We start from the raw sequence: 21,760 nt of genomic DNA, 5'->3' as shown, positions 1-21,760 counted from the left end.
CCTTAGTGTTTATCCAGCCATACGCCGTAAAACGACGGACGTCCCACGGCTTCAAAACGTACGCCTTTTACCCATGACGCGCCGGCAAAGACCTGCGGTTCTTCAAAGATGGGAATAACGTAGGCGTTATCCAGTAGGTAACGCTGTGCATCGCCAGTTAGCTGCAGACGCTTTTGCCCATCCACTTCGGCAGAGATTGCGGTTAACAGGGCGTTGAGCTTATCGTCACGGAAGGATTTTACTTTGTCGCTCGAACCGCCCTGTTGCAGCAAGGCATCGCGATTAGCCGGGAAGAACATACTCTTCACCACATCCGGGTCGGCGCGGCCGACTTCAGAGACGGTTAATGGCGTTTTCAGCGGGTCGAGATTATCCAGTACCCGGCTTCCGGCGTCGCCGGCTTTCACGCTTAAGGCCACGCCAACCTGACGCCACTGCTGCGCAACCAGCTGTAGCACCTCTTTGTTCTGCGGCTGCGGCAGGGATTCATAGACCGTGAGCGCCAGCCGCTGTCCCGCTTTTTGTCGGATACCATCCGCGCCTGGGGTCCAGCCCGCCTCATCCAGCAGCTGTTTGGCTTTCTGCTGATCGAAGGCCAGTTTGTCGCTTAAATCGACGTATCCCGCCGCGGTGCGGGCGATAACGGAACTTGCCTGCGGATAGTTTGGCGAGAAAAGGGTCTCAACAACCTGTTTGGCGTTGGTAGCATGCAGTAGCGCCTGGCGTACCCGCTGGTCGGCAACCAGCGGGTTATCCGGACGGAAGCTCAGGCTATCGTTAACGCCGCGCGTCGGCGCGGCGTAAATATTAAAGCCCTGGTCGGTTGCCTGTTTTTCATCATAGGCCTGCACCTGGCGAATAAACCCGGCCTGTCCCGCCAGTAGCGCGCCAATACGTACGCTATCTTCCGGCGTGACGATATAGGTAATGCCGTCGAGGTTCGCCGGGCCTTGCTGAGCAAGATTTTTCGGCCCCCATTGATAATCTTTCCGCGCCACCAGCGTTAATTCGCGTCCGGGTTTTTCATCTTTTACCGTAAAGGGGCCGGAACCGATGATATGGCGGGCATCGCCCAGCGCCTCAAAGCTCCGCGCCAGAGTGCTGAGGGAAACCAGCCCGGAGCCAATTGTCGCGGTACCTTGCAGGAATCCCGGGGAGGGCTTTTTGAAGTAGAATTTGACGGTCAACGGATCGATGACTTCACTACGATCGTAATTGTTGATCACTTCGGAAACCGGTAGACGCAGTGCTTTATTGCCCAGACCGTAGGTATCAAAGTTCTTTGCGACCGCATTGGCATCGAGTGGGGTACCGTCAGAGAAGGTGACGCCAGGCCGCAGCTTAAAGGTATATTCGGTCTTCTCGTCGTTGCTACTCCAGCTTTCGGCGATCCACGGCTCGATAGCTAGCGTTTCCGGGTTTTGCCAGGTTAGCTTGTCTGTTATCTGATTGAGGATCCCGCCGTTAGGGTAAAAACCGCCGGCTGGCGGATAGAGATTGGTGTGCGGCTGTTGTTCCAGATAAATTAAGGTGCCGCCTTTGATCGGCGTTTGGGCGGCCGAAACTGAAAATGCGCCTGCGATAAAAAGGGCGGCAAGCGTAGGCAGGCGAAAGCGATTTTGCATGGTGAATTCCTTTGTTATCTATTGTCTTGCCATCATCAGGCGCGACGGAATACAAAGGAACCAACGATTTGCGCTAAGCATTTGCGAAATCTGACTATTCCCATCATGCGGGAATAGTCAGCAGATTAGGCTCTTTCGTCTGGCATAGTCAGGCAGAATTAACGGCGGAAATCGATAACCATACGGCCGCGGATTTGACCCTGTTCCATCTCCTTAAAGATGGCGTTGATATCGCCGAGCGGGCGCAGAGTGACTTTCGGCACCACTTTGCCTTCGGCGGCAAACTGGAAGGCTTCAATCAGATCCTGACGGGTACCTACCAGCGAACCTACTACTTCAATCCCGTCCAGCACCAGACGAGGAATATCGAGGCTCATGGCTTCCGGCGGTAGGCCAACGGCGACGACGCGGCCGCCGGCGCGAACCGCATCCACGGCAGAGTTAAATGCCGCTTTAGCAACGGCGGTAACCACGGCCGCGTGGGCGCCGCCGGTTTTCTCCTGAATGATTTTGGCGGCGTCTTCGTTGCGGGAATTTACCGTCAGGTCGGCGCCCATCGAGGCGGCAAGCTCCAGCTGCCCGTCGTTGACGTCAACGGCGATCACTTTGGCATTAAAGACGTTTTTGGCATATTGCAGCGCCAGGTTACCCAGGCCGCCGAGGCCATAAATGGCAATCCACTGGCCGGGCTTGATGTGTGAGACCTTCACCGCTTTATAGGTGGTGACGCCGGCGCAGGTGATGCTGCTGGCGGCGGCGGAATCCAGTCCATCCGGCACTTTGACCGCGTAATCGGCGGTGACGATACACTCTTCGGCCATCCCGCCATCGACGGTATAACCGGCATTTTTCACCGAGCGGCACAGGGTTTCGTTGCCGCTGTTACAGTATTCGCAGTGGCCGCAACCTTCAAAGAACCACGCCACACTGGCGCGATCGCCCGGCTTCAGCGACGTCACGCCAGGGCCGACTTTTTCCACGATGCCGATGCCCTCATGGCCGAGAATGACGCCGGTTTTATCGCCGAAATCGCCGTTTTTCACGTGCAGGTCAGTGTGGCAGACCCCGCAGCATTCCATTTTCAGCAGCGCTTCGCCATGCTCCAGCGGGCGTAACTTTTTATCGGTTACATCAATCTGGTGGTCGTGGGTGACTACAGCAGCTTTCATGCGTTTCTCCTTGTTAATGATACGAAGGTGCTAACAGCGAAAATAATACTCATTAAGGATTAGATCTTATGTCGCTAATTACAAGCGGTATGGTTGGGAATGGGGGGATTTACCGCATATTTGGCACAATATTCATCCGTTTATACCAATTTTAGGGGGCGCAACCCGAAAGGAGCGGAGTATGCCAGGGCCATTGACAGAGCGTGTTGATAATGGTTGTATTATGCAACTACCTTTCGCGGATATTACCATGCCTGACACTTTACTTATCAATCAAATTCGTTCCGCATCACGATTGATGGTGCGCGAGCTCGGCTTTATGAACAGCACGCTGGCGGCGACCGACTATTCACCTTCAGCGGTGCATGCGCTGCTGGAGATTTCTACTCATGGCGCGATGACCGCCGCGCAACTGGTGCAGGTATTGGGGCTGGACAAATCGAGCGTCAGCCGAATGTTATCGCGCCTGCAGACCGCTAACGAGATAGAGGAAAATGGTTGTGGTGATGACGGGCGTTTTAAACAACTCTCATTGACAACCAAAGGGCAGGCGACGGTCGCCCGCATTCATGAGTACGGCGCCATGCGGGTGATTGAGGCGCTGGCGCATTTGGATAGCGCACAGCAGCAGATCGTTGCCGAGGGGTTGACGGCCTATTCGTGGGCGCTTGAGCGCTGTCGTCAGCAGCCGGTCACGAGCAGACCAAACGACATCACGATAGTTACCGGCTATCAGCCGGGAATGATTGGCCGCATTGCGCAAATGCACGGTGAGTATTACGCCCGTCATTACGGCTTCGGGCATTTTTTTGAAGGTAAAGTCGCCAGCGGTCTGGCTGAATTTTCTGGCAGGCTGAACAATCAACGTAACCAGATTTGGCTGGCGGTCAAAAATGGCGTCATCGTCGGCTCTGTCGCCATTGATGGCGAAGACCTCGGGAATAATGAAGCGCATCTACGTTGGTTTATTCTCGGCGATGGCTGTCGGGGCAGCGGCGTGGGGCGCCGCTTGCTGACTGAAGCTATCAACTTTTGTGATAATCAGCGCTTCGATGCGGTTCAGCTATGGACGTTTAGCGGCTTGCAGGCGGCGCGTAAATTATATGAATCCTTTGGGTTTACGCTGAGTAAAGAGTGGCAGGGCGATCAATGGGGGAAGACCATGCTTGAGCAGCAGTTTACCCGCCGCTAAAGCTGTTAAGCCACCGGGGCGCTGACGCTCCGGTGGCATAGGCATTTAACTCAGATGGGTATTTATCTCCTCAATCTCCTGACGCCACAGCGCCTGTAGCTGCGGCTTCTGATGCTTCGGCTTACGCTGCAGATCGTCCGCCAATAGCTGTTCCAGCATCACCAGACGTTCCAGCAAATCCTCTTGCAGGTCGTCGACGGGCGGCGCCTGCGGCGGCGTTTGCGTCGCCGGGCTTTGAAGGCGCTCGTTGCCGCGCAGACGGGCGTACACCTCGTCGACGTCGTGCCACTCGCTTAACCCGTTTTCATCAATTAACCAGAAGCGGTTACAGCTCTGGCTGATGAGCTGTCGATCGTGGCTAACCAGTAGCAGGCCCCCGGGATACTCCCGCAACGTCGCCGCCAGCGCCTCTTTTCCCTCCATATCCAGATGGTTGGTGGGTTCATCGAGCAGCAGCAGGCTATAGCTCGCCAGCGACAGGCCGACAAACAGCAGCCGTGAACGTTCGCCGCCGCTGAGGGTGCTGACCTTCTGCCCGTGTCGCGCCCAGCCGAAGCCGGCGGAAATCAGCGCCCGCTTGCGCGTTTCCGGCGAAGGCTCAAAGGGCTCCAGCGCCTCCAGCAGGCTGGCCTCATCCGCCAGTTGATGCAGGGTTTGATCGTAATAACCCGGATGTAGTCGAGGATGTAAACGCAGCCCGGCTTCGCTAGCCGGTTGCTGCATTTGTCGCCATAACAGGCGCAGCAGCGACGATTTCCCACCGCCGTTGCGCCCCATTATCGCTACCCGGTCGCCGCTTTGCAGCCGCGCCAGACCGGTGGTGAACAGGGCGGGGAGACCGGGCGCCGGCGGCACGGGGAGATTTTCCATCTCCAGCAGACGGTCGGCGCGAACGGCGTCGCCATGCACCTCAAGACGCCACGGCGTGCCGGCGGTGAGTTCCGTCTGGCTATCCTTCAGGCGTGAAACCTGCTTTTCCATCTGCTTGGCTTTACGCGCCAGATCTTCGTTATCGTAAACCCGACCCCAGATGGCCAGCCGTTTGGCGCTGGCAGCGACGCGGTCGATCTCCTTTTGTTCCGCTTTGTGGCGCAGAGCATCGCTTGCATCTTGCTCCTGCAGCGCCTGACGGGCGGCGCTGCAGGGTAGTGAGAAAGCGTGCAGCGTGTTATCACGTAAAATCCAACTGGTATTAGTTACAGCATCCAGTAAGAGGTTATCGTGCGACACCACCACGAAGCTCCCCTGCCAGGTTTGCAAGAAGCTTTCCAGCCACAGCAGGGTCGGCAGATCAAGATGGTTGCCTGGCTCATCCAGCAACAGCAAATCGGGTCGTTGGATCAACGCGCGGGCGAGCAACAGACGAGTATGTTGTCCGCCGCTCAGGGTGGCGGCTTGCTGTTGGGTCTGTTGAACGGTAAAACCCATTTCAGCGAGCAGTCGCTCCGCTTGCCAGCGCAGCGAATCCCGTTCGCCAGGCGCCAGTTTTTCCAGTACCACCTGCAATAGCGGTTGGCTGAGTAGGGCGTCAGGCAGATGTTGTTCCACGCGCGCCAGCAGGCAGTGATTAGCCCGCGATACGCTGCCAGAATTCGGCGTGAGAGTGCCGTCCAGCACCTGCAATAGCGTGCTTTTCCCGCAACCGTTATAGCCAATCAGGCCAATGCGATCGCCTTTTTTCAGGGTAAAGGAGAGGTCGTTGAAAAGTGGGCCAAAGGCCGTATCAACGTGGAGAGATTGTGCGCTTAAAAGTGTGCTCATTGTGAACTTACTCAAGAGTTACAGGCATGAGAATGCCTCGTCAAACATCGCTGACGATAACCCGGTAAGCCCGAGGAAGGGATTTAGTCGTTGGCTTCTTCGCTCAAGCTAAAGTTATCGCAGCACGATACCGATAACGCTTGAGCTGGTGCGATCGCCAAATGTATGTGAAACATTAAACAGTTCACAGTACAGCATGGGGATCCTCCTTATTTTTTCAGTAGGTTGATGGATGCAGGGAGTGTAGTGGCTAAATTGTCTTTTGACCAGATACCAGCATTGAGGATCGCGCCGCCGGTTTTATCGGCGGCGGGTATGACGATTAGGCCGGAGCCACGGTGAGTAGTAGGTTGGCAAAACGACGCTGTTCGCCGGAAGCGATGACCAGTTGGGTCAACGGCAGCCGGGATTTTGCGTAGAAAGCTTCGCGTTCGACATAATCAAGCGGGCAGTTTGTCGGTAGAAGCTCCCGGTATTCACTGGCGATGGTGTTAGTGAATTCCGCTGGTGATGCCATCAGCGTCGCGTGTTCGACATTAACGCAGGTAAGCAGTTTTTCGACGATATAAGTTGCCGGTACCATGCCTGGCGCGAGGTTGAGCTGAATCAACGTGGCATCGGCATTGGCATTAACGCGACAGGCAAAATTGCTATCCGCGATGAGAATTTGTGATTTATGGCCGCAGCACGCCAGAGCAGCCAGCAGTTGTGGATGGATAATTTCGAATTTGATCATCAGGTACTCCCTGGCGGGCGGCGATTTCTGGCCGCCCGGTTTGCATTACATGCGATAAATTCCGCCGTTAATATCGATAGTGGCGCCGGAGATAAATCCGTCATACTCGCCGGCAAGGAAAGTGATGGCGCGGGCGACGTCATCGGGCGTTCCCGCGCGCTGAAGCGGAATTTGCCGGATGGTTTCGTCAGCCGAAGCCTGTGTGGTGTGGCGGTTATGAAAACGGGTGCCGAGAATAAGCCCCGGCGCAACCGCATTGACGCGCACGCCGTGCTCGCCCAGTTCAGCCGCCAGCGAGCGTGTCCAGGTCAGGATGGCCCCTTTTGTGGTTGAATAGGCGAGAGAACCGGCATGCCCCCCGGAGCGCCCCGCCAGCGAGGCGAGGTTAATGATGCTGGCGCCATCCGTTGCCGATTTAAGCCAGGGAAGCGCCGCCTGGGTGACGTTAAGCATGGTGGTCATATTGACGTCTAACACCGTTTGCCAGAACTGACGGTCAATTTCGCCAAGCCACTTACGCCCGACGATACCGCCGACGTTATTCACCAGGATATCGATACCGCCGAGGAATTCCGCGGCGGCCTGCACGCAGGCGGTCGCGTCCTCAGTGTCAATCAAATCCGCATAGCGCCAGGCCGCTTTTTGCCCTCGCGCGCTGGCGATAGCCGCCAACTTTTGCGGGCCTTCTTCACCGCTGTGATAGTGCAAAAAGACATCGCATCCCGCCAGAATCAGTTTTTCCGCCGTAGCCCAGCCGATACCTTGTTCAGAGCCGGTGATAAATGCTTTTTTTCCAATAAGAGTTCCCATGATGTTTCCTTAAATTTTCAGGATTGAATGACGCCTTCGCGCTGTCTGGCGCAGTAGAAAATGCAAATCAGGCCGGTGATCAGCAGGCACATGGCGAGGAATATCAGTCCCGGCGTGCTGCTGTGGCTGAAGTCGTTAAGGAGGCCGACCACGTAAGGGGCGACGAAGCCGCCCAGGTTGCCGATGCAGCTCACCACGGCGAGACCCGCGGCCGTCGCTGCGCCTGCCGAGACGTTGGCAGGCATCGATAAGAAACACGGTACCGCGGTATAGATACCAATGGCGGCAATGGTCAGGAATGAGAGTGAAATCGCGACGTTGAACTTAAAGAACACCACCGCGCCGGCGAGCCCTAATGCGGCGACAACCATACTGATACCGGCAAAAACGGCAATTTTGCGTGTTTTACTGGCCAGCATACTCCATGGATAAACCAGTAGCGCCGCCAGGCCGTAGGGGATAAGGGCAATCAGGCTTACGCGAAGAATATCATCGCCGGAAATAGCGGTAATAATCGACGGTAGCCACATCCCGAAGCCGTAAATCCCACAAACCATCCCGAAATTCAGCAGCGCATAAAGCAGGTATTTGGGATTTTTAATACCGCTGGCGAACTCAGCCAGCGAGACTTTACTCCCTGATTTTGAACGGTTCGTACTACTCATTAACCACGCCTTTTCTTCAGCGTTGAGATAGCCGACTTCTTGCGGTGAATTCTTAATAATAAAAGGGATGAACAGGCCGATAACGATCGGCGGAATACCTTCGAGGATAAATAACCACTGCCAGGATTCAAGGCCAAACCAGCCGTTATCGATATGCAGAATTAAGCCTGAAATCGGTGAACCCACGGCGTTGGATAGCGGCTGGACAATAATGAACATGCCGAGAATTTTGGTCCGCCAGGCTGGCGGAAAAAAGATCGTGAAGTAGTACACCACTGAAGGGAAGAAACCGGCTTCGCACACGCCAAGCATAAAACGACAGATATAGAGTTCGGTCGGCGTTCTGACGAACCCCATCAAAGTGGCAAATATTCCCCAGGTGATCAGAATACGCGCGAACCACAGCCGCGGACCGAACTTAATCGTGCCGGCGTTGCTGGGAATTTCAAACATAAAATAACCGATGAAAAATATTCCCGAAGCAAAGCCAAAGGCGGTGGCCGTCAGGCCAAGGCTATCTTCCAGCGCCATTGCGGCGTAGGCCATATTATTACGGTCAAGAAAAGCCAGAAAATAAAGCAATATCATTAATGGAACAATATGCCATGTCAATTTCTTAATGGCGCTCTTTTCTATATCTTGCGCAGATTGTAGGTTCATCATTATTTCCGGTTATACTCGTTAAAGTACAAAAGAATGGGATGGAAATCCCGACATTAATATGCGTTTTGAATGTAATAGGGTATAGGTCTCCCTGCAGATAATAACTATTATCTGCACCATGCTATTTATTTATAAAAACAACTAGGGTTGCTTTATTTTTACCGACTGACGCTGTATCACTTCCGGTGCAAAGATAAATTCGTCGGTTTGTAATCCCGGCTCAGTAATTCTCTGGACAAGCCGCTCAACCATCATCGACGCCATTGCCGAAAGCGGGGCCATTACCGAGGTGAGGCCCGGTGACGATAACGCCGACAGGGAGATGTTATCGATGCCAATCACCGAAATATCTTCCGCTATTTTCAGGCCCTGCGCGCGTAGCCCAACCATCAGGCCGATGGCTAAAGCATCGTTAATCGCTACCACGCCATCCACTCGCGGCGTTAAGGCGCTAATTTTTTGCGCCAGGCTTACGCCCAGTTCGAACATCTCGGCGTCGCCGAATTCCCGATTGCCTTTGCCTTCTATCACCACGCCTCTGGCCGCTGTACCGCTTTGGGAAAGCGCCGACTGAAAGCCGAGGATTTTATGGCTGCGTCCCAGCGTTAACCCGCTTTCGGTGGCAAAGACGATATTACGGCAACCGTTGTCCAGCAGATGTTGCGCCGCCAGACGTCCCGCTTCAACGTTGTCCATTGAGACACTATCGAAGTAGCGCGCCCGAGGCGGGACGCTTTCGGCCAGCCGGTTGTCATAGCTAATAATGGTCATGCCTTGTTCCGCTGCGCGCACAAAGTGGGTTTTGCGTACGTCGCTGGCGGCAACTATCAACCCGCGCACGCCGTGGGAGAACATATCCGCGATAAAGGCTGACTCCTCGTCGGCATCGCGGCAGCAAATGCCTAATAACAGCCGGTGGCGAAACGCGCGTGCCGCAGTATCCAGTTCATGCGCCAGCGCTGAAAAGCTGGGATTGACGATAGACGGTACCATCAGGCCGAGCATTTTGGTTGCTGAATCGGCGACCGGCGGAGCGCAACGCGCAGGGCGGTAATTTAGCTCAGCCATCGTTTTGACTATCCGCTGTCGGGTCTCTTCGCGCATCTGTTGCGTGCGATTATTAAGTACGTTGGACACGCTACTAATTGAAACTCCAGCCCGCCGGGCGACATCACGAATATTCGCCATACTTAAACCTTCTGTTTTCTGCTGCGCGCTTATTTCAGCGCCGCGGTATCTGTTTGCTAATTTATCGGTGAGCGAACAGGCGGGCAAGGTATTTACCTCCCGGCAAGCGAATGAAATAAAGCATCTGTGAAGCGCCTCGTAAGGATGGGCAGGTGTTTAGTAAACAAAGGGGAATGAATAACGGCCAAGGGCGGGGATAAAAAAACGGGCCCGATCTCCGGGCCCGTTGAAATAAAGCGTTAAATTGAGGTTCGGCGATAGTTGCGATATTCCGGCTGCCAGAAATTATCGCTAATGGCCTGCAGCAGCGCTTCGGCCGATGTTTTCACCGCCACGCCCTGTTCCTGAGCCACTTTACCGACCGCAAACGCGATAGCGCGCGATACGGCCTGAATATCTTTCAGTTCCGGCAGTACCGGGCCTTCGCCGTTATTCACCAGCGGCGAGTGGTTAGCTAAGGTTTCGCTTGCCGCCATCAGCATTTCGTCGGTGACGCGTGATGCTCCCGCAGCGATCACGCCAAGGCCGATGCCCGGGAAGATATAGGAGTTGTTACACTGCGCGATGGCGTACTGCTTGCCCTTAACCGTCACCGGGGTGAACGGGCTGCCGGTGGCCACCAGCGCTTCGCCGTCGGTCCAGGTCAGGATGTTCTGCGGCGTGGCTTCAACGCGGGAGGTCGGGTTCGACAGCGGCATGACGATCGGCCGCGGGCAGTGCTTGTGCATTTCACGAATAATTTCTTCCGTGAACAGCCCCGGCTGGCCGGAGACGCCAATCAGGATATTCGGCTTCACGTTACGCACCACGTCGAGCAGCGAGAGCGCTTCGTTGGTCGTATCCCAACCTTGCAGGTTTTCGCGTTTCTGCACCAGCTTGCTCTGGAAAGACAGCAGATTCGGCATACCGTCAGTCAACAGGCCGAAGCGGTCCACCATAAATACGCGTTGACGGGCTTCTTCTTCGCTTAACCCTTCGCGCATGATTTGCGCGATGATCTGTTCAGCAATACCGCAACCGGCGGATCCCGCGCCGAGGAAGACAATTTTTTGCTCGCTGAGCTGGCTGCCCGCGCCACGGCTGGCGGCGATTAATGTGCCGACGGTGACCGCCGCGGTGCCCTGAATATCATCGTTAAACGAGCAAATCTCGTTACGATAGCGGTTAAGCAGCGGCATGGCGTTTTTCTGCGCGAAATCTTCAAACTGCAGCAGCACGTCCGGCCAACGGTTTTTGATGGCCTGGATAACGTCATCAACGAATTGATAATACTCGTCGTCGGTCACGCGCGGATGACGCCAGCCCATATACAGCGGGTCGTCGAGCAGTTGCTGGTTGTTGGTGCCGACATCCAGCACGATAGGCAGGGTGTAGGCCGGGCTGATACCGCCGCAGGTAGTATAGAGCGACAGCTTACCGATAGGGATGCCCATACCGCCGATACCCTGGTCGCCGAGACCGAGAATACGCTCGCCGTCGGTCACCACGATCACTTTGACGTTATGGTTCGGTACGTTTTGCAGGATATCGTCGAGGTTGTGCCGATTCTGGTAGGAGATGAACACGCCGCGCGCGCGACGGTAGATTTCCGAGAAACGCTCACAGGCGGCGCCGACGGTGGGGGTATAGATAACCGGCATCATCTCATCGAGATGATTGCCAATCAGGCGATAAAACAGGGTTTCGTTGGTGTCCTGGATGTTGCGCAGATAAATGTGCTTATCAATCTCAGTTTTAAACCCCTGATACTGGATCCACGCGCGTTCAGCTTGTTCTTCGATGGTTTCGACCACTTCCGGCAGCAGGCCCAGCAGGTTGAAGCTGCTACGCTCTTCCATGCTGAAGGCGCTTCCTTTGTTGAGTAACGGAAACTCAAGCAGAACCGGGCCAGCGTAGGGGATATAAAGAGAGCGGTTTTTTTTATAGATGAATTGCATCGCACTAACTCCTTGATGTTCACTTCAGACCCGGGCGCGGCGATAAGCGATCGGTCTGGCAGGAAATGCAGCGGGCAGAGTATAAAGCAGATGGTAACAAAAGAAGGATGCGAAGCGTGGGATTGTCTTAAAAAAACACCATCCCGTTTGGCGGATGGTGTTTTTATCATCACTCAGCTGAAAAATTAACCACCGCGGCGTTTGCGGCCCGTAGCATGGATATGGTTAACGGTAGTTTCTTCGTCGCCTTCGAGCACCACTTTTTTCTGGCGGGAAAGCTTGTAGTTCAGACCGAGAAGATGACGTGCCTGATGGTTCGATTTCATTCTTACTCCTTAATCCTGTTCTGGTTTCAAGGACAAGCCCGACGCAAGCCGGACGAAACGTAACCCTAAGTACGCCGCGCTTTTTAACGCGACGGGATTATCGTGGTCCATTTTTTTGCGAATAGCAACCTTGCGTCGGCAGATTAAGAGCGTTCTCGATTCAGGCGTGGCCGATTACCACTTCATTTCGCCGGTGTTCACTTTCGCGCTCAGCTCCAGCGAACTTTCTTCAGCGAGACCCGGATATTGCGCCTTCATGGCTTTGATGACGCTGGCGGAATCTTTATGCGCTTTCAGCGCCTGCTCGAATTTCTCCAGATAGTCGCGGGTAAAGACGATAGCCTTGTCGCCCGCCGGCGGCGTGCCGAGATAGTGGCCCGGGATCACCTGTTGCGGATGCAGCGCGGCCATATCGCTAAGGGTCTGGCGCCACTGCTGACGGCTCGACGCGCTTTGGGTATCGGCGGTCCAGACGTGCATGCCCCAGGCGACGCCGGTGCCGCCAAGAATCGCTTTATTCGCCGGGATCCAGACGAACGCGGCGTAGTTCTGCGGCTGACGAATTTCCACTTTCTCGCCGTCAATGGTGAAGCTATTTGCGGCTAATACCTGTGGAACATAGACCTGCTTCGGCGCGCCGTCTTTCATCTGTGGGCCCCAGTATGCCAGCTTCGCCGCTTTGGTCTCTTCAATATGCTTAACCACTTGCTCGGTTGCCACCACTTTGGCCTGCGGGAAGGCTTTCACCAGCGGCTCGAGGCCAAAATAGAAATCCGGATCGCCAGAGGTGATCACAATGTGCGTGAGCTTCTTACCGCTTTTGTTGATCATCTCAACCAGCTTTTCGCCATCTTTAACGCTGAACTGGGCGTCAAACAGCACCGCTTCGTGCGGGCCGGAGGCCAGCGTGGAGTTCACCGCGAAGATCGCGTTCTCCTGCGGGTTGTAGGTTTGCAGAGTCAACGGCGCGGCAAAAGCGGTGGTGCTGAACAGGGCGGTGGCGATAGCCAGGGCAGATACTTTCATGTTGGTTTTCTCTCTTTCAGGTGAATAGGTTCATTTTACGTCATTCTTGATTTGCGAAAATTCCTGAAAAAAGAGATGCTGAGTTTCATAAAACGTGCAGATGGATACGGATATGGATCGAGTTATCGCCGCCCAGGTATATATGCGCATATGCGAGCTGGGCAGTTTGAGCGCGGCGGCCAGGGCGCTTGGTATGTCGCGACCGATGGTGAGTCGCTATCTGGAGCAGATGGAACACTGGGCCGGTACCCGGCTCATTCATCGTTCGACGCGCAAACTGACCTTAACCAGCGCAGGCGAAAAGGTATTGCAGAAAACGCGTAGCCTCACGCAATTGGCGGATGAGATAGCGGGGCAGACGGAACGCGCGGTGCCGAGCGGCACGTTGCGGGTCGCCTGCGCGCACTTTACCGCCATGCAGTTGCTCTCACCGCTGCTACCGGAGTTTTTGGCCCGTTACCCCCAACTGCGCCTCGAACTGGATATCAACAACCATCCGGTAAGCCTGATTGGCGAGCGTATCGATGTCGCCATCCGGATCACCGATAATCCGGAGCCGGGGGCGATAGCGCGGCGGCTCGGCATTTGCCGCTCGGTGCTCTGCGCCTCGCCGCGGTGGCTACAGCAGCATGGCCAGATAAATTCGCCGGAGGAGCTTAGTCAACATAACTGTCTCCACTATAGCCATTTCGCCACCCCAACATGGCAGTTTACCGATTCGCAGGGCGAACCCGTGTCGGTGGCCGTCTCCGGCAACCTGAGCGCCGGGATCTCCTCTCTGCTGATGGAAGCGGCGGTGGCGGGGTGCGGCATCGCCATGCTGCCGGAACTGGAAGCCCGGCGCGCGCTAAACAGCGGCGCGCTAAAACAGGTGCTGCCTGGCTATACGCCAAAATCCCTGGCCGTCTATGGCATCTATCTGTCACGAGATTATCAGCCCAGCGCGCTGCCGCTGTTTCTGGAGGCCATTCAGCAACAGTTGTCCCAGGTCAGCTAGAGCTGTCTATACTTACTCCTTTAACGTCAAAAAGGAGTGAAACGATGGCAATTCATAAGAAAGGTCAGGCGCATTGGGAAGGGGATCTGAAAAGCGGTAAAGGCACCGTCTCGACGGAAAGCGGCGCGCTTAACCAACAACCTTATGGTTTTAATACCCGCTTTGAAGGCGTTAAAGGGACTAACCCGGAAGAGCTTATCGGCGCGGCCCATGCCGCTTGCTTCTCAATGGCGCTATCATTAATGCTTAGCGAAGCGGGCTATACGGCGACCTCTATCGATACCGTTGCGGTGGTCACGCTGGATAAGAACGGCGGCGGCTTCGCCATCACCAAGATCGCGCTGCAGAGCAATATTGTCCTGCCGGGTATCGATAAAGCGGCCTTTGATCCGATTATCCAGAAAGCCAAAGCTGGCTGCCCGGTTTCGCAGGTACTGAAAGCCGACATCTCACTCGATTATCAGCTCAACGCTTAATCCGTGGCGTGCCCGCGGGAACGCGGGCGCGTTGGCGTTTAAAGTCACCGTCGGCAAATGCCAGCCGCCGCGAATGGTGTTATGTTGGTGGCGTTATGGATAGCGACGGGCAACGCAATGACCAGCATACGCGGCATGATTGAATTACAGGTCCTGGGTTTAACCGGGATGGCGTTAAAAGAGATTGATTTTGAAAACCCGAAGGGCGAGCCAGGCTTATTTGGCCCGCGGTCGGCTATCTGGCAGGTACACGGCGACTTTACCTCAATGCTCTGCGGCGGCATTAGCGCGCTACTGTTACAGATGCTGCATCCGCTGGCGCTGGCCGGTGTGTGGGATCATTCGCGTTTTCGTGAGGATATCTTTGGCCGTCTGCGCCGCACCAGTCAATTTATCTCAGCCACCACGTTTGGCACTACCGACGATGCCGAAAGATTAATCGCTAAAGTGCAGGAGATCCATCAGCGCATCAGCGGCGTTGCGCCGGACGGTACGCCTTATCGCGCCAGCGATCCAGCGCTCTTAACCTGGGTTCATGTGGCCGAGTGCAGCAGCTTTATGGCCTCTCATCTGCGTTATAAGCGCACCATCGTCACTGCCGCGCGTCAGGAGCAATACTACCGCGAAGCGGCGGAGGTCGCCCGGCGACTTGGCGCCGCAGACATCCCCGAAACGCCACGTCAGGTGGCGGAGTATTTGCAGGATATGCGCCCCCAGTTACGTTGTGATGAACGAACGCAGGAAGTGGCGCAGGTGCTGCTCACCACCCGTCTGCCGGGCCGGCTAAGCCAGCCGGTAGGGCGCTGGATGATGGTCGCCGGAATCGATCTGCTTCCCGATTGGGCGCAGCAGATGCTGGCGATCCCCATCAATCCGCTGCAGCGGCGAACCGCCAGAGTGGCGGTCAATGGCGTGGCGCGGGTACTTCGCGCTTCGGTGCGCAATGGCGCTTATCACTGCGCTATGCGCCGAATGGCAACATCATAAAAGTAAAAAATAGCCGCTCAATGTCGGCTATTATTTTTAAAGCGTAATCATTCGCATTTATATATTATAACTCAGGCTATTTATTTTAAATTTATTATCAACAAGCCATTAATATTGAATGTCGCTGACTCATATCAGGCTATCATCCATACTTTATTCGGGAGGGATGATGGCAAATAAAAATCAACAGAATGATAATAAATATCATCAGCGTTCACAGGCTGCGCGTAAAAGCACCCTGGTTAGCGTCGTGGTTAATCTTTTTTTATCGACCGGGCAAATTATCGCCGGCCTGTTTTCAGGGTCGCAAGGGCTTATTGCCGATGGCATCCACTCTCTTTCCGATTTAATTGCTGATTTTGTGGTTCTGATTGCCAATAAGAAAAGCCGTAAACCTTCCGACAGCGATCATCATTATGGCCACTGGCGCTATGAAAATGGCGCGTCGCTGATATTGGGCGCGATTTTAATGGTTGTCGGTGTCGGCATGTTGTGGTCGGCGGTGGATAAACTACTCCATCCGGAAACCATTCAATCCGTGCATGTAACGGCATTATGGGTGGCCCTTGCAGCGCTGATCGCAAAAGAGACGCTGTTCCGTTATATGCTGGCGGTAGCAAAGCGCATTCAGTCGTCATTATTAATTGCCAACGCCTGGCATGCGCGCTCGGATGCGGCGTCGTCGGTAGTAGTGGCGGTAGGGATCGTTGGTAACCTCGCCGGTATTGTCTGGTTGGATCCCGTGGCGGCATTGTTAGTAGGGGTATTGATTACACGAATGGGTTACACTTTTGCCGGCGATGCCTTGCATGATTTAATGGATCGCTCGGTCGACACGCAAACCCAGAATGCTATACGCGACACCATTGCCGCAACCGGCGGCGTTGTGGGGTTGCACGATCTAAAAACTCGTAAGGCGGGCGACCTGATCCTCGTCGATGTCCATATTGAAGTTCCGGGCGAGCTGTCGGTTCGTGCAGGCCATGCTATCGCGCTGGCGGTGCGGGAAAATGTGCTCGCGCGCCACGAGGTGCTACAGGTGATGATTCACATTGATCCCTACGAAGCGCCCGGTGGCGAACTGGCTCACGCGTAAACAACTTGCGACTCCTGCCTGCAGGAGTCAACGCTACCTTGCCGTTAATTGGCAATAACAGAGGATGATATGAAAATTAACGAACCTCAGGCGATTACTTTACCGCTGCCGCGAACGGCGATATTCATCGTCGCGACCGTAGCGCGCAGCGCTGAGAGCCTGAGCCGCGTGCGCGACTGGTGCGATGATTTTGCCGCGGTTGTGCGTTCCGTTGGTACCCGCATGCCGGAGGCGGGGATTTCCTGCATCTGCGGATTTGGCGCTGAAATCTGGCCGCAGTTGTTTGGCCAGCCCACCCCGCAGCAGCTGCATCCTTTCCGCCGCGTGGGCAGCGGAGAGCGCGTGGCGGTCTCTACGCCGGGCGATCTGCTGCTGCATATCCGTTCCGATGATATGGGGCTTAGCTTCGAGCTGGCGACGCAGTTGATGGATAAGTTGGGGGATGCCGTAACGGTCGTCGATGAAGTTCACGGCTTCCGCTATTTCGACCGTCGGGCGATGATCGGTTTCGTTGACGGTAGCGAAAACCCGCAGGGGCGCGCGGCGGCGGATTTCACCATTATCGGTGATGAAGACCCGGATTTCGCCGGTGGTAGCTACGTGATTGTGCAGAAATATCTGCACGATATGGCGGGCTGGAATGCGCTAACCGTCGAACAGCAGGAGCGTATTATCGGGCGTAAAAAAATGACTAACATCGAACTGGATGCCGACGTCAAACCCAGCTGTTCGCACAGTTCGCTGACCACCCTTGAAGAGAACGGCGAGGAGATTAAAATCCTGCGCGACAACATGCCGTTCGGCAAGCCCGGTATGGGCGAGTTTGGTACCTATTTTATCGGTTATGCGCGCAGCCCGGCGCCCATCGAACAGATGCTGGAAAACATGTTCGTCGGTCGCCCGGCCGGTAATTACGATCGACTGCTCGATTATAGCCGCCCGGTTACCGGCAGTTTGTTCTTTGTACCTTCCGCGACGCTACTTGAAGAATTATCCAGCCGCCAGGCTGAATAACCCTGCATAATATCGGCCATTAAGCCGTTATTGATGGTTTATTTCTCCGGCCTGCTTGCAGGCCGTATATTGCGTGGAAAATAAAAAGAGCCCATAATTAAACCACCATTAATTCATCGCTAATTAATGGCGGTTATCAACGCGATGTCGTGTTTGTGTACAATAAAATTAACCAATGGCTTAATAGATAATATCTATACCCTAAATAATTCGAGTTGCAGGAAGGCGGCGACGCAGGGAATCCCCAGGAGCTTACTCCAGTAAGTGACTGGGGTGAGCGAGGACAAATTCGTCAGGAACGAATTTGAACGCAGTTCACTGCGCCCGTAAGGGCGAGGCCCAGGGATGGGCCGAGTTATTGCCAACGCACATGCAACTTGAAGTATGACGGGTATATACCCATCATTTTTCATTAGGGTATGTACTGAGCATCATTGGGTCTTCAGGAAGTAATACAATGATCATCCGGCCAGAACAACACTGGTTTTTTCGTCTGTTTGACTGGCACGGTTCCGTGCTGTCAAAAATTGTTTTCCGCCTGCTATTGAACGTTCTGATGTCGGTCATCGCCATCATCAGCTATCAATGGTATGAACAACTTGGCATTCACTTAACCGTTGCGCCATTTAGCCTGTTGGGGATCGCGATTGCGATTTTTCTCGGCTTTCGTAATAGCGCGAGCTACAGCCGCTTCGTTGAGGCGCGTAATTTATGGGGAACCGTGCTGATTGCCGAACGAACCCTGGTCAGGCAGCTGAAAAATATCCTTCCCGCTGAGGAGGAAACGCATAAAACGTTAGTCAGTTATCTGGTGGCGTTCAGCTGGAGCCTTAAGCATCAGCTGCGTAAAACCGACCCGGCGGTTGACCTCTATCGCTTGTTGCCGAAAGAAAAAGTGGCGGAAATTCTCGCCAGCTCAATGCCGACTAACCGAATATTATTATTGATTGGTAATGAGTTAGGTAAGCTGCGCGAGCAGGGTAAGCTCAGCGATATTACCTACGGCTTGATGGATAATAAACTCGATGAGTTAGCCCATGTTCTGGGGGGCTGCGAGCGTCTGGCGAGCACGCCGGTGCCGTTTGCCTACACCTTGATTTTGCAGCGTACCGTTTATCTTTTCTGCGCGTTATTGCCCTTCGCGCTGGTGGGGGATTTGCATTACATGACGCCGTTTGTTTCGGTGTTTATCTCCTACACCTTCCTGTCATGGGATTCCCTGGCGGAAGAGCTGGAAGATCCGTTTGGCACCTCGGCCAACGACCTGCCGCTGAATGCAATGTGCAATACCATTGAACGTAATTTGATGGATATGACCGGGCAACATCCGTTACCGGAAAAAATGCAGCCCGACCGTTATTACAACCTTACATAAAAAAACGCCGGGCGGTCAGCCCGTCCGGCGTTGAGTATTAGTGAGTGCGCATTCCTGCCGCCGTCATCAATAGCTTAAAGAAGGTGGCGACCACGCCGAGCGCCAGCACGCTGGCCCCCCAGATAATCACCAGCCACATCAGTTTGCGCCAGAACGGACGATGATGCGTCGTTAACGTTTTATCAGATTGAGTCGCCATCAATGATACCCCTCATCGGGTTTGATTTTGCCGCGGAACACGTAGTAGCTCCAGCAGGTGTACATCAAAATAACCGGAATGATCAGCAGTCCACCGACCAGCATAAAGCCCTGACTCTGCGGTGGCGAAGCGGCCTGCCAGATAGAGATTGCTGGTGGAATAATGTTTGGCCAGATGCTGATCCCAAGGCCGCTGAACCCGAGGAACACCAGCGCCAGAGTGAGTAAAAACGGCCCATAGCTGGCCTGACGATTATAGGCGCTACGGACAATCCCCCAGCAGCAAACCAGCACCAGCAACGGCACCGGCATAAACCAGATGATATTGGGGAATGTAAACCAGCGGTGAGCGATTTCCGGGTGAGTCAGCGGCGTCCAGATGCTGATAATGGCGACCACTGCCAGCAATGCCAGGGTCAGTGGGATCGCCAGCTCAGACATTTTGCGATGCAAAGCGCCTTCGGTTTTCATTATCAGCCAGGTGCAGCCGAGTAACGCGTAGGCAATCACCAGCCCGACGCCGCAAAACAGCGGGAAGGGCGCCAGCCAGTCGAGGGTTGAGCCGCTAAATTCGCGACCCGTGACGCTGAGGCCGTTGAGCAAGGTACCTACGGCTATCCCCTGACTAAACGTCGCCAGTAGCGAACCGCCGATAAACGCCTTATCCCACAACGGACGATGTTCCGGCGTCGCCTTAAAGCGAAACTCAAACGCTACGCCGCGGAAAATCAGCCCCAGTAACATGGCGGTTAACGGGATGCTGAGCGCATCGATAATCACCGCGTAGGCCAGCGGAAACGCGCCATACAGCGCCGCGCCGCCCAGCACCATCCAGGTTTCGTTGCCGTCCCACACCGGCGCCACGCTATTCATCATCATATCGCGGTCGGTTTCATTTTTATTAAACGGGAACAGAATGCCGATCCCGAGATCGAAACCGTCCATCACGATATACATCAGGGTGGCAAAAACGATGATCGTGAACCAGATAATTGACAGGTCGATACCCATATTATTTTCTCCCCGAAGTATTCATAGGTTCGCGCACCGCAGACAGCGGGCGGGCAGGGGTTTGGTTCTGAGTCGGGTCCTCCGGCGTGTGCGCACTTTCTGGCCCTTTTTTTATCAGGCGAATCAGATACACGTAGCCGACGCCAAACACCGAGGCGTAGACCACGATAAAGGCCAGCAGGCTGAGGGACATATGCAGATCGCCATGGGCGGAGACCGCATCCCGGGTGCGCTGAACGCCATAGACTACCCACGGCTGGCGGCCAATTTCAGTGGTAAACCAGCCTGCCAGTAGCGCGACCAGCCCGGAAGGGCCCATCAACAGGGCAAAACGCAGGAACGGTTTTGAGGTGTAGAGCCGGCCACGCCAACGCAGCCAGGCGCTGACCACGCCGAGCAATACCATTAACATACCGAGCCCGGCCATCACCCTGAACGACCAGAAGATAATGGTGGAATTTGGGCGATCTTCTTTCGGGAAACTTTTTAAGGCCGGAACCTGTTTATCGAGGCTATGGGTCAGGATGATGCTACCAAGATAGGGAACCTCAATTTTATATTTGGTGCGTTCCTCGTCCATATCCGGCAGACCAAACAGCACTAATGGCGTGGCTTCACCCGGTTTATTCTCCCAGTGCCCTTCAATCGCGGCGATTTTTGCCGGTTGATGTTCGAGCGTATTCAGGCCGTGCGCATCGCCAATCATCGCCTGAATGGGGGCGACGATCAGCGCCATCCACAGCGCCATCGAGAACATCTTGCGGATTGCCGGCGTATCATTGCCTTTCAGCAGATGCCAGGCTGCCGAAGCGCCGACGAAAAAGGCGCTGGCAAGGAAGGCGGCGGTAGACATGTGCAGCAGGCGATACGGGAATGAAGGGTTAAAAACGACCTTCAGCCAGTCTACCGGCACCACGATGCCATTCTCGATAATGTAGCCCTGGGGCGTGTGCATCCAGCTATTGGACGCGAGGATCCAGAAAGTGGAAAACAGCGTGCCCAGCGCCACCATACAGGTCGCGAAGAAGTGCAGGCCGCGGCCGACGCGATGCCAGCCGAACAGCATGACGCCAAGAAAGCCAGCTTCGAGGAAGAAGGCGGTCAGGACTTCATAGGTCAACAGCGGCCCGGTAATACTACCGGCGAACTGCGAGAACCCGCTCCAGTTAGTGCCAAACTGATAGGCCATTACCAGCCCGGAAACGACGCCCATACCAAAATTAACGGCAAATATTTTTGACCAGAAATGGTAGAGCTGGCGGTAGGTATCCTCTTTTGTTTTTAACCACAGCCCTTCCAGTACCGCAAGGTAGCTGGCGAGACCAATGGTAATAGCGGGGAAAATGATGTGGAAAGATACAGTAAATGCAAACTGTATCCTGGCTAAATAAAAGGCATCTAATCCGAACATGGCTCACCCCTGTACGACATTACTTCATTGTATTTATGGAATATTTTCTGCATAGCGGATACGGCTTTACCTGCGTAAAGCCTCCTGTTGATGACAA

At 54.7% G+C, this 21,760-nt stretch carries 20 protein-coding genes; 7 read left to right on the top strand and 13 right to left on the bottom strand.

Annotated features, from left to right (window positions below; all coding sequences use genetic code 11):
* Window positions 1-2: 2 nt before the first annotated feature.
* Together EAE_RS20035 and adhP are read right to left on the bottom strand one after the other, a co-directional pair.
* Window positions 3-1,625: a TIGR04028 family ABC transporter substrate-binding protein gene (locus EAE_RS20035; RefSeq protein WP_015705506.1), complete on the bottom strand. Its 1,623-nt coding sequence runs from the start codon at window positions 1,623-1,625 to the stop codon at window positions 3-5.
* Window positions 1,626-1,783: 158 nt separating this feature from the next.
* Entirely contained in the window at window positions 1,784-2,794 is a 1,011-nt protein-coding gene (gene adhP, locus EAE_RS20030; protein WP_015366486.1) for an alcohol dehydrogenase AdhP, read from the bottom strand.
* A 250-nt stretch (window positions 2,795-3,044) separates the two neighbouring features.
* Between adhP and EAE_RS20025 the strand changes: the two genes are divergently transcribed.
* A complete protein-coding gene (locus EAE_RS20025; RefSeq protein ID WP_026612297.1) occupies window positions 3,045-3,986 on the top strand; it encodes a bifunctional helix-turn-helix transcriptional regulator/GNAT family N-acetyltransferase in 942 nt (313 codons plus the stop codon).
* A gap of 45 nt (window positions 3,987-4,031) precedes the next feature.
* Here the strand turns inward: EAE_RS20025 and EAE_RS20020 are convergent, their stop codons facing one another.
* From EAE_RS20020 to EAE_RS19985, 8 genes are all read right to left on the bottom strand, one after another.
* Entirely contained in the window at window positions 4,032-5,747 is a 1,716-nt protein-coding gene (locus EAE_RS20020; RefSeq protein ID WP_015705504.1) for an ABC-F family ATP-binding cassette domain-containing protein, read from the bottom strand.
* Between the two features lie 322 nt (window positions 5,748-6,069).
* Window positions 6,070-6,483 carry an RbsD/FucU domain-containing protein gene (locus EAE_RS20015; RefSeq protein ID WP_015705503.1) on the bottom strand — a complete coding sequence of 138 codons (414 nt, stop codon included), beginning with the start codon at window positions 6,481-6,483 and terminating at the stop codon, window positions 6,070-6,072.
* 45 nt (window positions 6,484-6,528) lie between these two features.
* The gene (locus tag EAE_RS20010) at window positions 6,529-7,293 is read right to left on the bottom strand and encodes an SDR family NAD(P)-dependent oxidoreductase (protein ID WP_015705502.1); all 765 of its coding nucleotides are present in this window, start codon (window positions 7,291-7,293) and stop codon (window positions 6,529-6,531) included.
* A gap of 17 nt (window positions 7,294-7,310) precedes the next feature.
* The gene (locus EAE_RS20005; protein WP_015705501.1) at window positions 7,311-8,618 is read right to left on the bottom strand and encodes an MFS transporter; all 1,308 of its coding nucleotides are present in this window, start codon (window positions 8,616-8,618) and stop codon (window positions 7,311-7,313) included.
* A gap of 144 nt (window positions 8,619-8,762) precedes the next feature.
* On the bottom strand, window positions 8,763-9,809 hold the full coding sequence (locus EAE_RS20000) for a LacI family DNA-binding transcriptional regulator (RefSeq protein WP_032709956.1): 1,047 nt from the start codon (window positions 9,807-9,809) through the stop codon (window positions 8,763-8,765).
* 239 nt (window positions 9,810-10,048) lie between these two features.
* On the bottom strand, window positions 10,049-11,746 hold the full coding sequence (locus EAE_RS19995) for an NAD-dependent malic enzyme (RefSeq protein ID WP_015366493.1): 1,698 nt from the start codon (window positions 11,744-11,746) through the stop codon (window positions 10,049-10,051).
* A 185-nt stretch (window positions 11,747-11,931) separates the two neighbouring features.
* Window positions 11,932-12,072, bottom strand: coding sequence for a stationary-phase-induced ribosome-associated protein (gene sra, locus EAE_RS19990; protein ID WP_015366494.1), 141 nt, complete (start codon window positions 12,070-12,072; stop codon window positions 11,932-11,934).
* Window positions 12,073-12,246: 174 nt separating this feature from the next.
* Window positions 12,247-13,098, bottom strand: a complete 852-nt coding sequence (locus EAE_RS19985) for a Vmh family MBL fold metallo-hydrolase (RefSeq protein WP_015705499.1) — start codon at window positions 13,096-13,098, stop codon at window positions 12,247-12,249.
* A gap of 112 nt (window positions 13,099-13,210) precedes the next feature.
* Here EAE_RS19985 and EAE_RS19980 point away from each other — a divergent pair, with 112 nt between their 5' ends.
* The 6 genes from EAE_RS19980 (at window position 13,211) to EAE_RS19955 (ending at window position 19,043) form a co-directional block, all read left to right on the top strand.
* Entirely contained in the window at window positions 13,211-14,095 is an 885-nt protein-coding gene (locus EAE_RS19980; RefSeq protein ID WP_015705498.1) for a LysR family transcriptional regulator, read from the top strand.
* A gap of 44 nt (window positions 14,096-14,139) precedes the next feature.
* On the top strand, window positions 14,140-14,571 hold the full coding sequence (locus EAE_RS19975) for an OsmC family protein (protein ID WP_015705497.1): 432 nt from the start codon (window positions 14,140-14,142) through the stop codon (window positions 14,569-14,571).
* A gap of 117 nt (window positions 14,572-14,688) precedes the next feature.
* Entirely contained in the window at window positions 14,689-15,558 is an 870-nt protein-coding gene (locus EAE_RS19970; RefSeq protein ID WP_015705496.1) for an oxygenase MpaB family protein, read from the top strand.
* A gap of 169 nt (window positions 15,559-15,727) precedes the next feature.
* The gene (locus tag EAE_RS19965; protein ID WP_015705495.1) at window positions 15,728-16,654 is read left to right on the top strand and encodes a cation diffusion facilitator family transporter; all 927 of its coding nucleotides are present in this window, start codon (window positions 15,728-15,730) and stop codon (window positions 16,652-16,654) included.
* A 69-nt stretch (window positions 16,655-16,723) separates the two neighbouring features.
* On the top strand, window positions 16,724-17,668 hold the full coding sequence (locus tag EAE_RS19960; protein ID WP_015366501.1) for a Dyp-type peroxidase: 945 nt from the start codon (window positions 16,724-16,726) through the stop codon (window positions 17,666-17,668).
* A gap of 457 nt (window positions 17,669-18,125) precedes the next feature.
* Window positions 18,126-19,043, top strand: coding sequence for a bestrophin family protein (locus tag EAE_RS19955; RefSeq protein ID WP_015366502.1), 918 nt, complete (start codon window positions 18,126-18,128; stop codon window positions 19,041-19,043).
* 37 nt (window positions 19,044-19,080) lie between these two features.
* On the opposite strand, the gene EAE_RS19950 is transcribed toward EAE_RS19955, so the two are convergent.
* The 3 genes from EAE_RS19950 to EAE_RS19940 are packed head-to-tail and all read right to left on the bottom strand — an operon-like array spanning window position 19,081 to window position 21,663.
* Complete coding sequence (locus EAE_RS19950) at window positions 19,081-19,242, bottom strand: DUF2474 domain-containing protein (RefSeq protein WP_015366503.1); 162 nt, start codon at window positions 19,240-19,242, stop codon at window positions 19,081-19,083.
* Window positions 19,242-20,252 (bottom strand): cytochrome d ubiquinol oxidase subunit II, encoded by a 1,011-nt coding sequence (gene cydB / locus EAE_RS19945; protein WP_015705494.1) that lies wholly within the window; start codon window positions 20,250-20,252, stop codon window positions 19,242-19,244. The genes EAE_RS19950 and cydB overlap by 1 nt, the downstream gene beginning before the upstream one ends.
* Before the next feature lies 1 nt (window position 20,253).
* Window positions 20,254-21,663: a cytochrome ubiquinol oxidase subunit I gene (locus EAE_RS19940; RefSeq protein WP_015366505.1), complete on the bottom strand. Its 1,410-nt coding sequence runs from the start codon at window positions 21,661-21,663 to the stop codon at window positions 20,254-20,256.
* Between the last annotated feature and the right edge of the window lie 97 nt (window positions 21,664-21,760).

The sequence above is a fragment of the Klebsiella aerogenes KCTC 2190 genome (assembly GCF_000215745.1).
Lineage (GTDB): Bacteria > Pseudomonadota > Gammaproteobacteria > Enterobacterales > Enterobacteriaceae > Klebsiella > Klebsiella aerogenes.
Note: the sequence above shows the minus strand (reverse complement) of the source record. Positions and strands in the feature narration are given on the sequence as shown.

Coding starts and splice junctions, on each gene's coding strand:
- EAE_RS20020 (WP_015705504.1), bottom strand. CDS start 5,747: ATGAGCACACTTTTAAGCGCACAATCTCTCCACGTTGATACGGCCTTT.
- EAE_RS20025 (WP_026612297.1), top strand. CDS start 3,045: ATGCCTGACACTTTACTTATCAATCAAATTCGTTCCGCATCACGATTG.
- EAE_RS19970 (WP_015705496.1), top strand. CDS start 14,689: ATGACCAGCATACGCGGCATGATTGAATTACAGGTCCTGGGTTTAACC.
- sra (WP_015366494.1), bottom strand. CDS start 12,072: ATGAAATCGAACCATCAGGCACGTCATCTTCTCGGTCTGAACTACAAG.
- EAE_RS19940 (WP_015366505.1), bottom strand. CDS start 21,663: ATGTTCGGATTAGATGCCTTTTATTTAGCCAGGATACAGTTTGCATTT.
- EAE_RS20010 (WP_015705502.1), bottom strand. CDS start 7,293: ATGGGAACTCTTATTGGAAAAAAAGCATTTATCACCGGCTCTGAACAA.
- EAE_RS19995 (WP_015366493.1), bottom strand. CDS start 11,746: ATGCAATTCATCTATAAAAAAAACCGCTCTCTTTATATCCCCTACGCT.
- EAE_RS20035 (WP_015705506.1), bottom strand. CDS start 1,625: ATGCAAAATCGCTTTCGCCTGCCTACGCTTGCCGCCCTTTTTATCGCA.
- EAE_RS19985 (WP_015705499.1), bottom strand. CDS start 13,098: ATGAAAGTATCTGCCCTGGCTATCGCCACCGCCCTGTTCAGCACCACC.
- EAE_RS19960 (WP_015366501.1), top strand. CDS start 16,724: ATGAAAATTAACGAACCTCAGGCGATTACTTTACCGCTGCCGCGAACG.
- EAE_RS19965 (WP_015705495.1), top strand. CDS start 15,728: ATGGCAAATAAAAATCAACAGAATGATAATAAATATCATCAGCGTTCA.
- EAE_RS19955 (WP_015366502.1), top strand. CDS start 18,126: ATGATCATCCGGCCAGAACAACACTGGTTTTTTCGTCTGTTTGACTGG.
- EAE_RS20005 (WP_015705501.1), bottom strand. CDS start 8,618: ATGAACCTACAATCTGCGCAAGATATAGAAAAGAGCGCCATTAAGAAA.
- EAE_RS19950 (WP_015366503.1), bottom strand. CDS start 19,242: ATGGCGACTCAATCTGATAAAACGTTAACGACGCATCATCGTCCGTTC.
- cydB (WP_015705494.1), bottom strand. CDS start 20,252: ATGGGTATCGACCTGTCAATTATCTGGTTCACGATCATCGTTTTTGCC.
- EAE_RS20000 (WP_032709956.1), bottom strand. CDS start 9,809: ATGGCGAATATTCGTGATGTCGCCCGGCGGGCTGGAGTTTCAATTAGT.
- EAE_RS20015 (WP_015705503.1), bottom strand. CDS start 6,483: ATGATCAAATTCGAAATTATCCATCCACAACTGCTGGCTGCTCTGGCG.
- EAE_RS19980 (WP_015705498.1), top strand. CDS start 13,211: ATGGATCGAGTTATCGCCGCCCAGGTATATATGCGCATATGCGAGCTG.
- EAE_RS19975 (WP_015705497.1), top strand. CDS start 14,140: ATGGCAATTCATAAGAAAGGTCAGGCGCATTGGGAAGGGGATCTGAAA.
- adhP (WP_015366486.1), bottom strand. CDS start 2,794: ATGAAAGCTGCTGTAGTCACCCACGACCACCAGATTGATGTAACCGAT.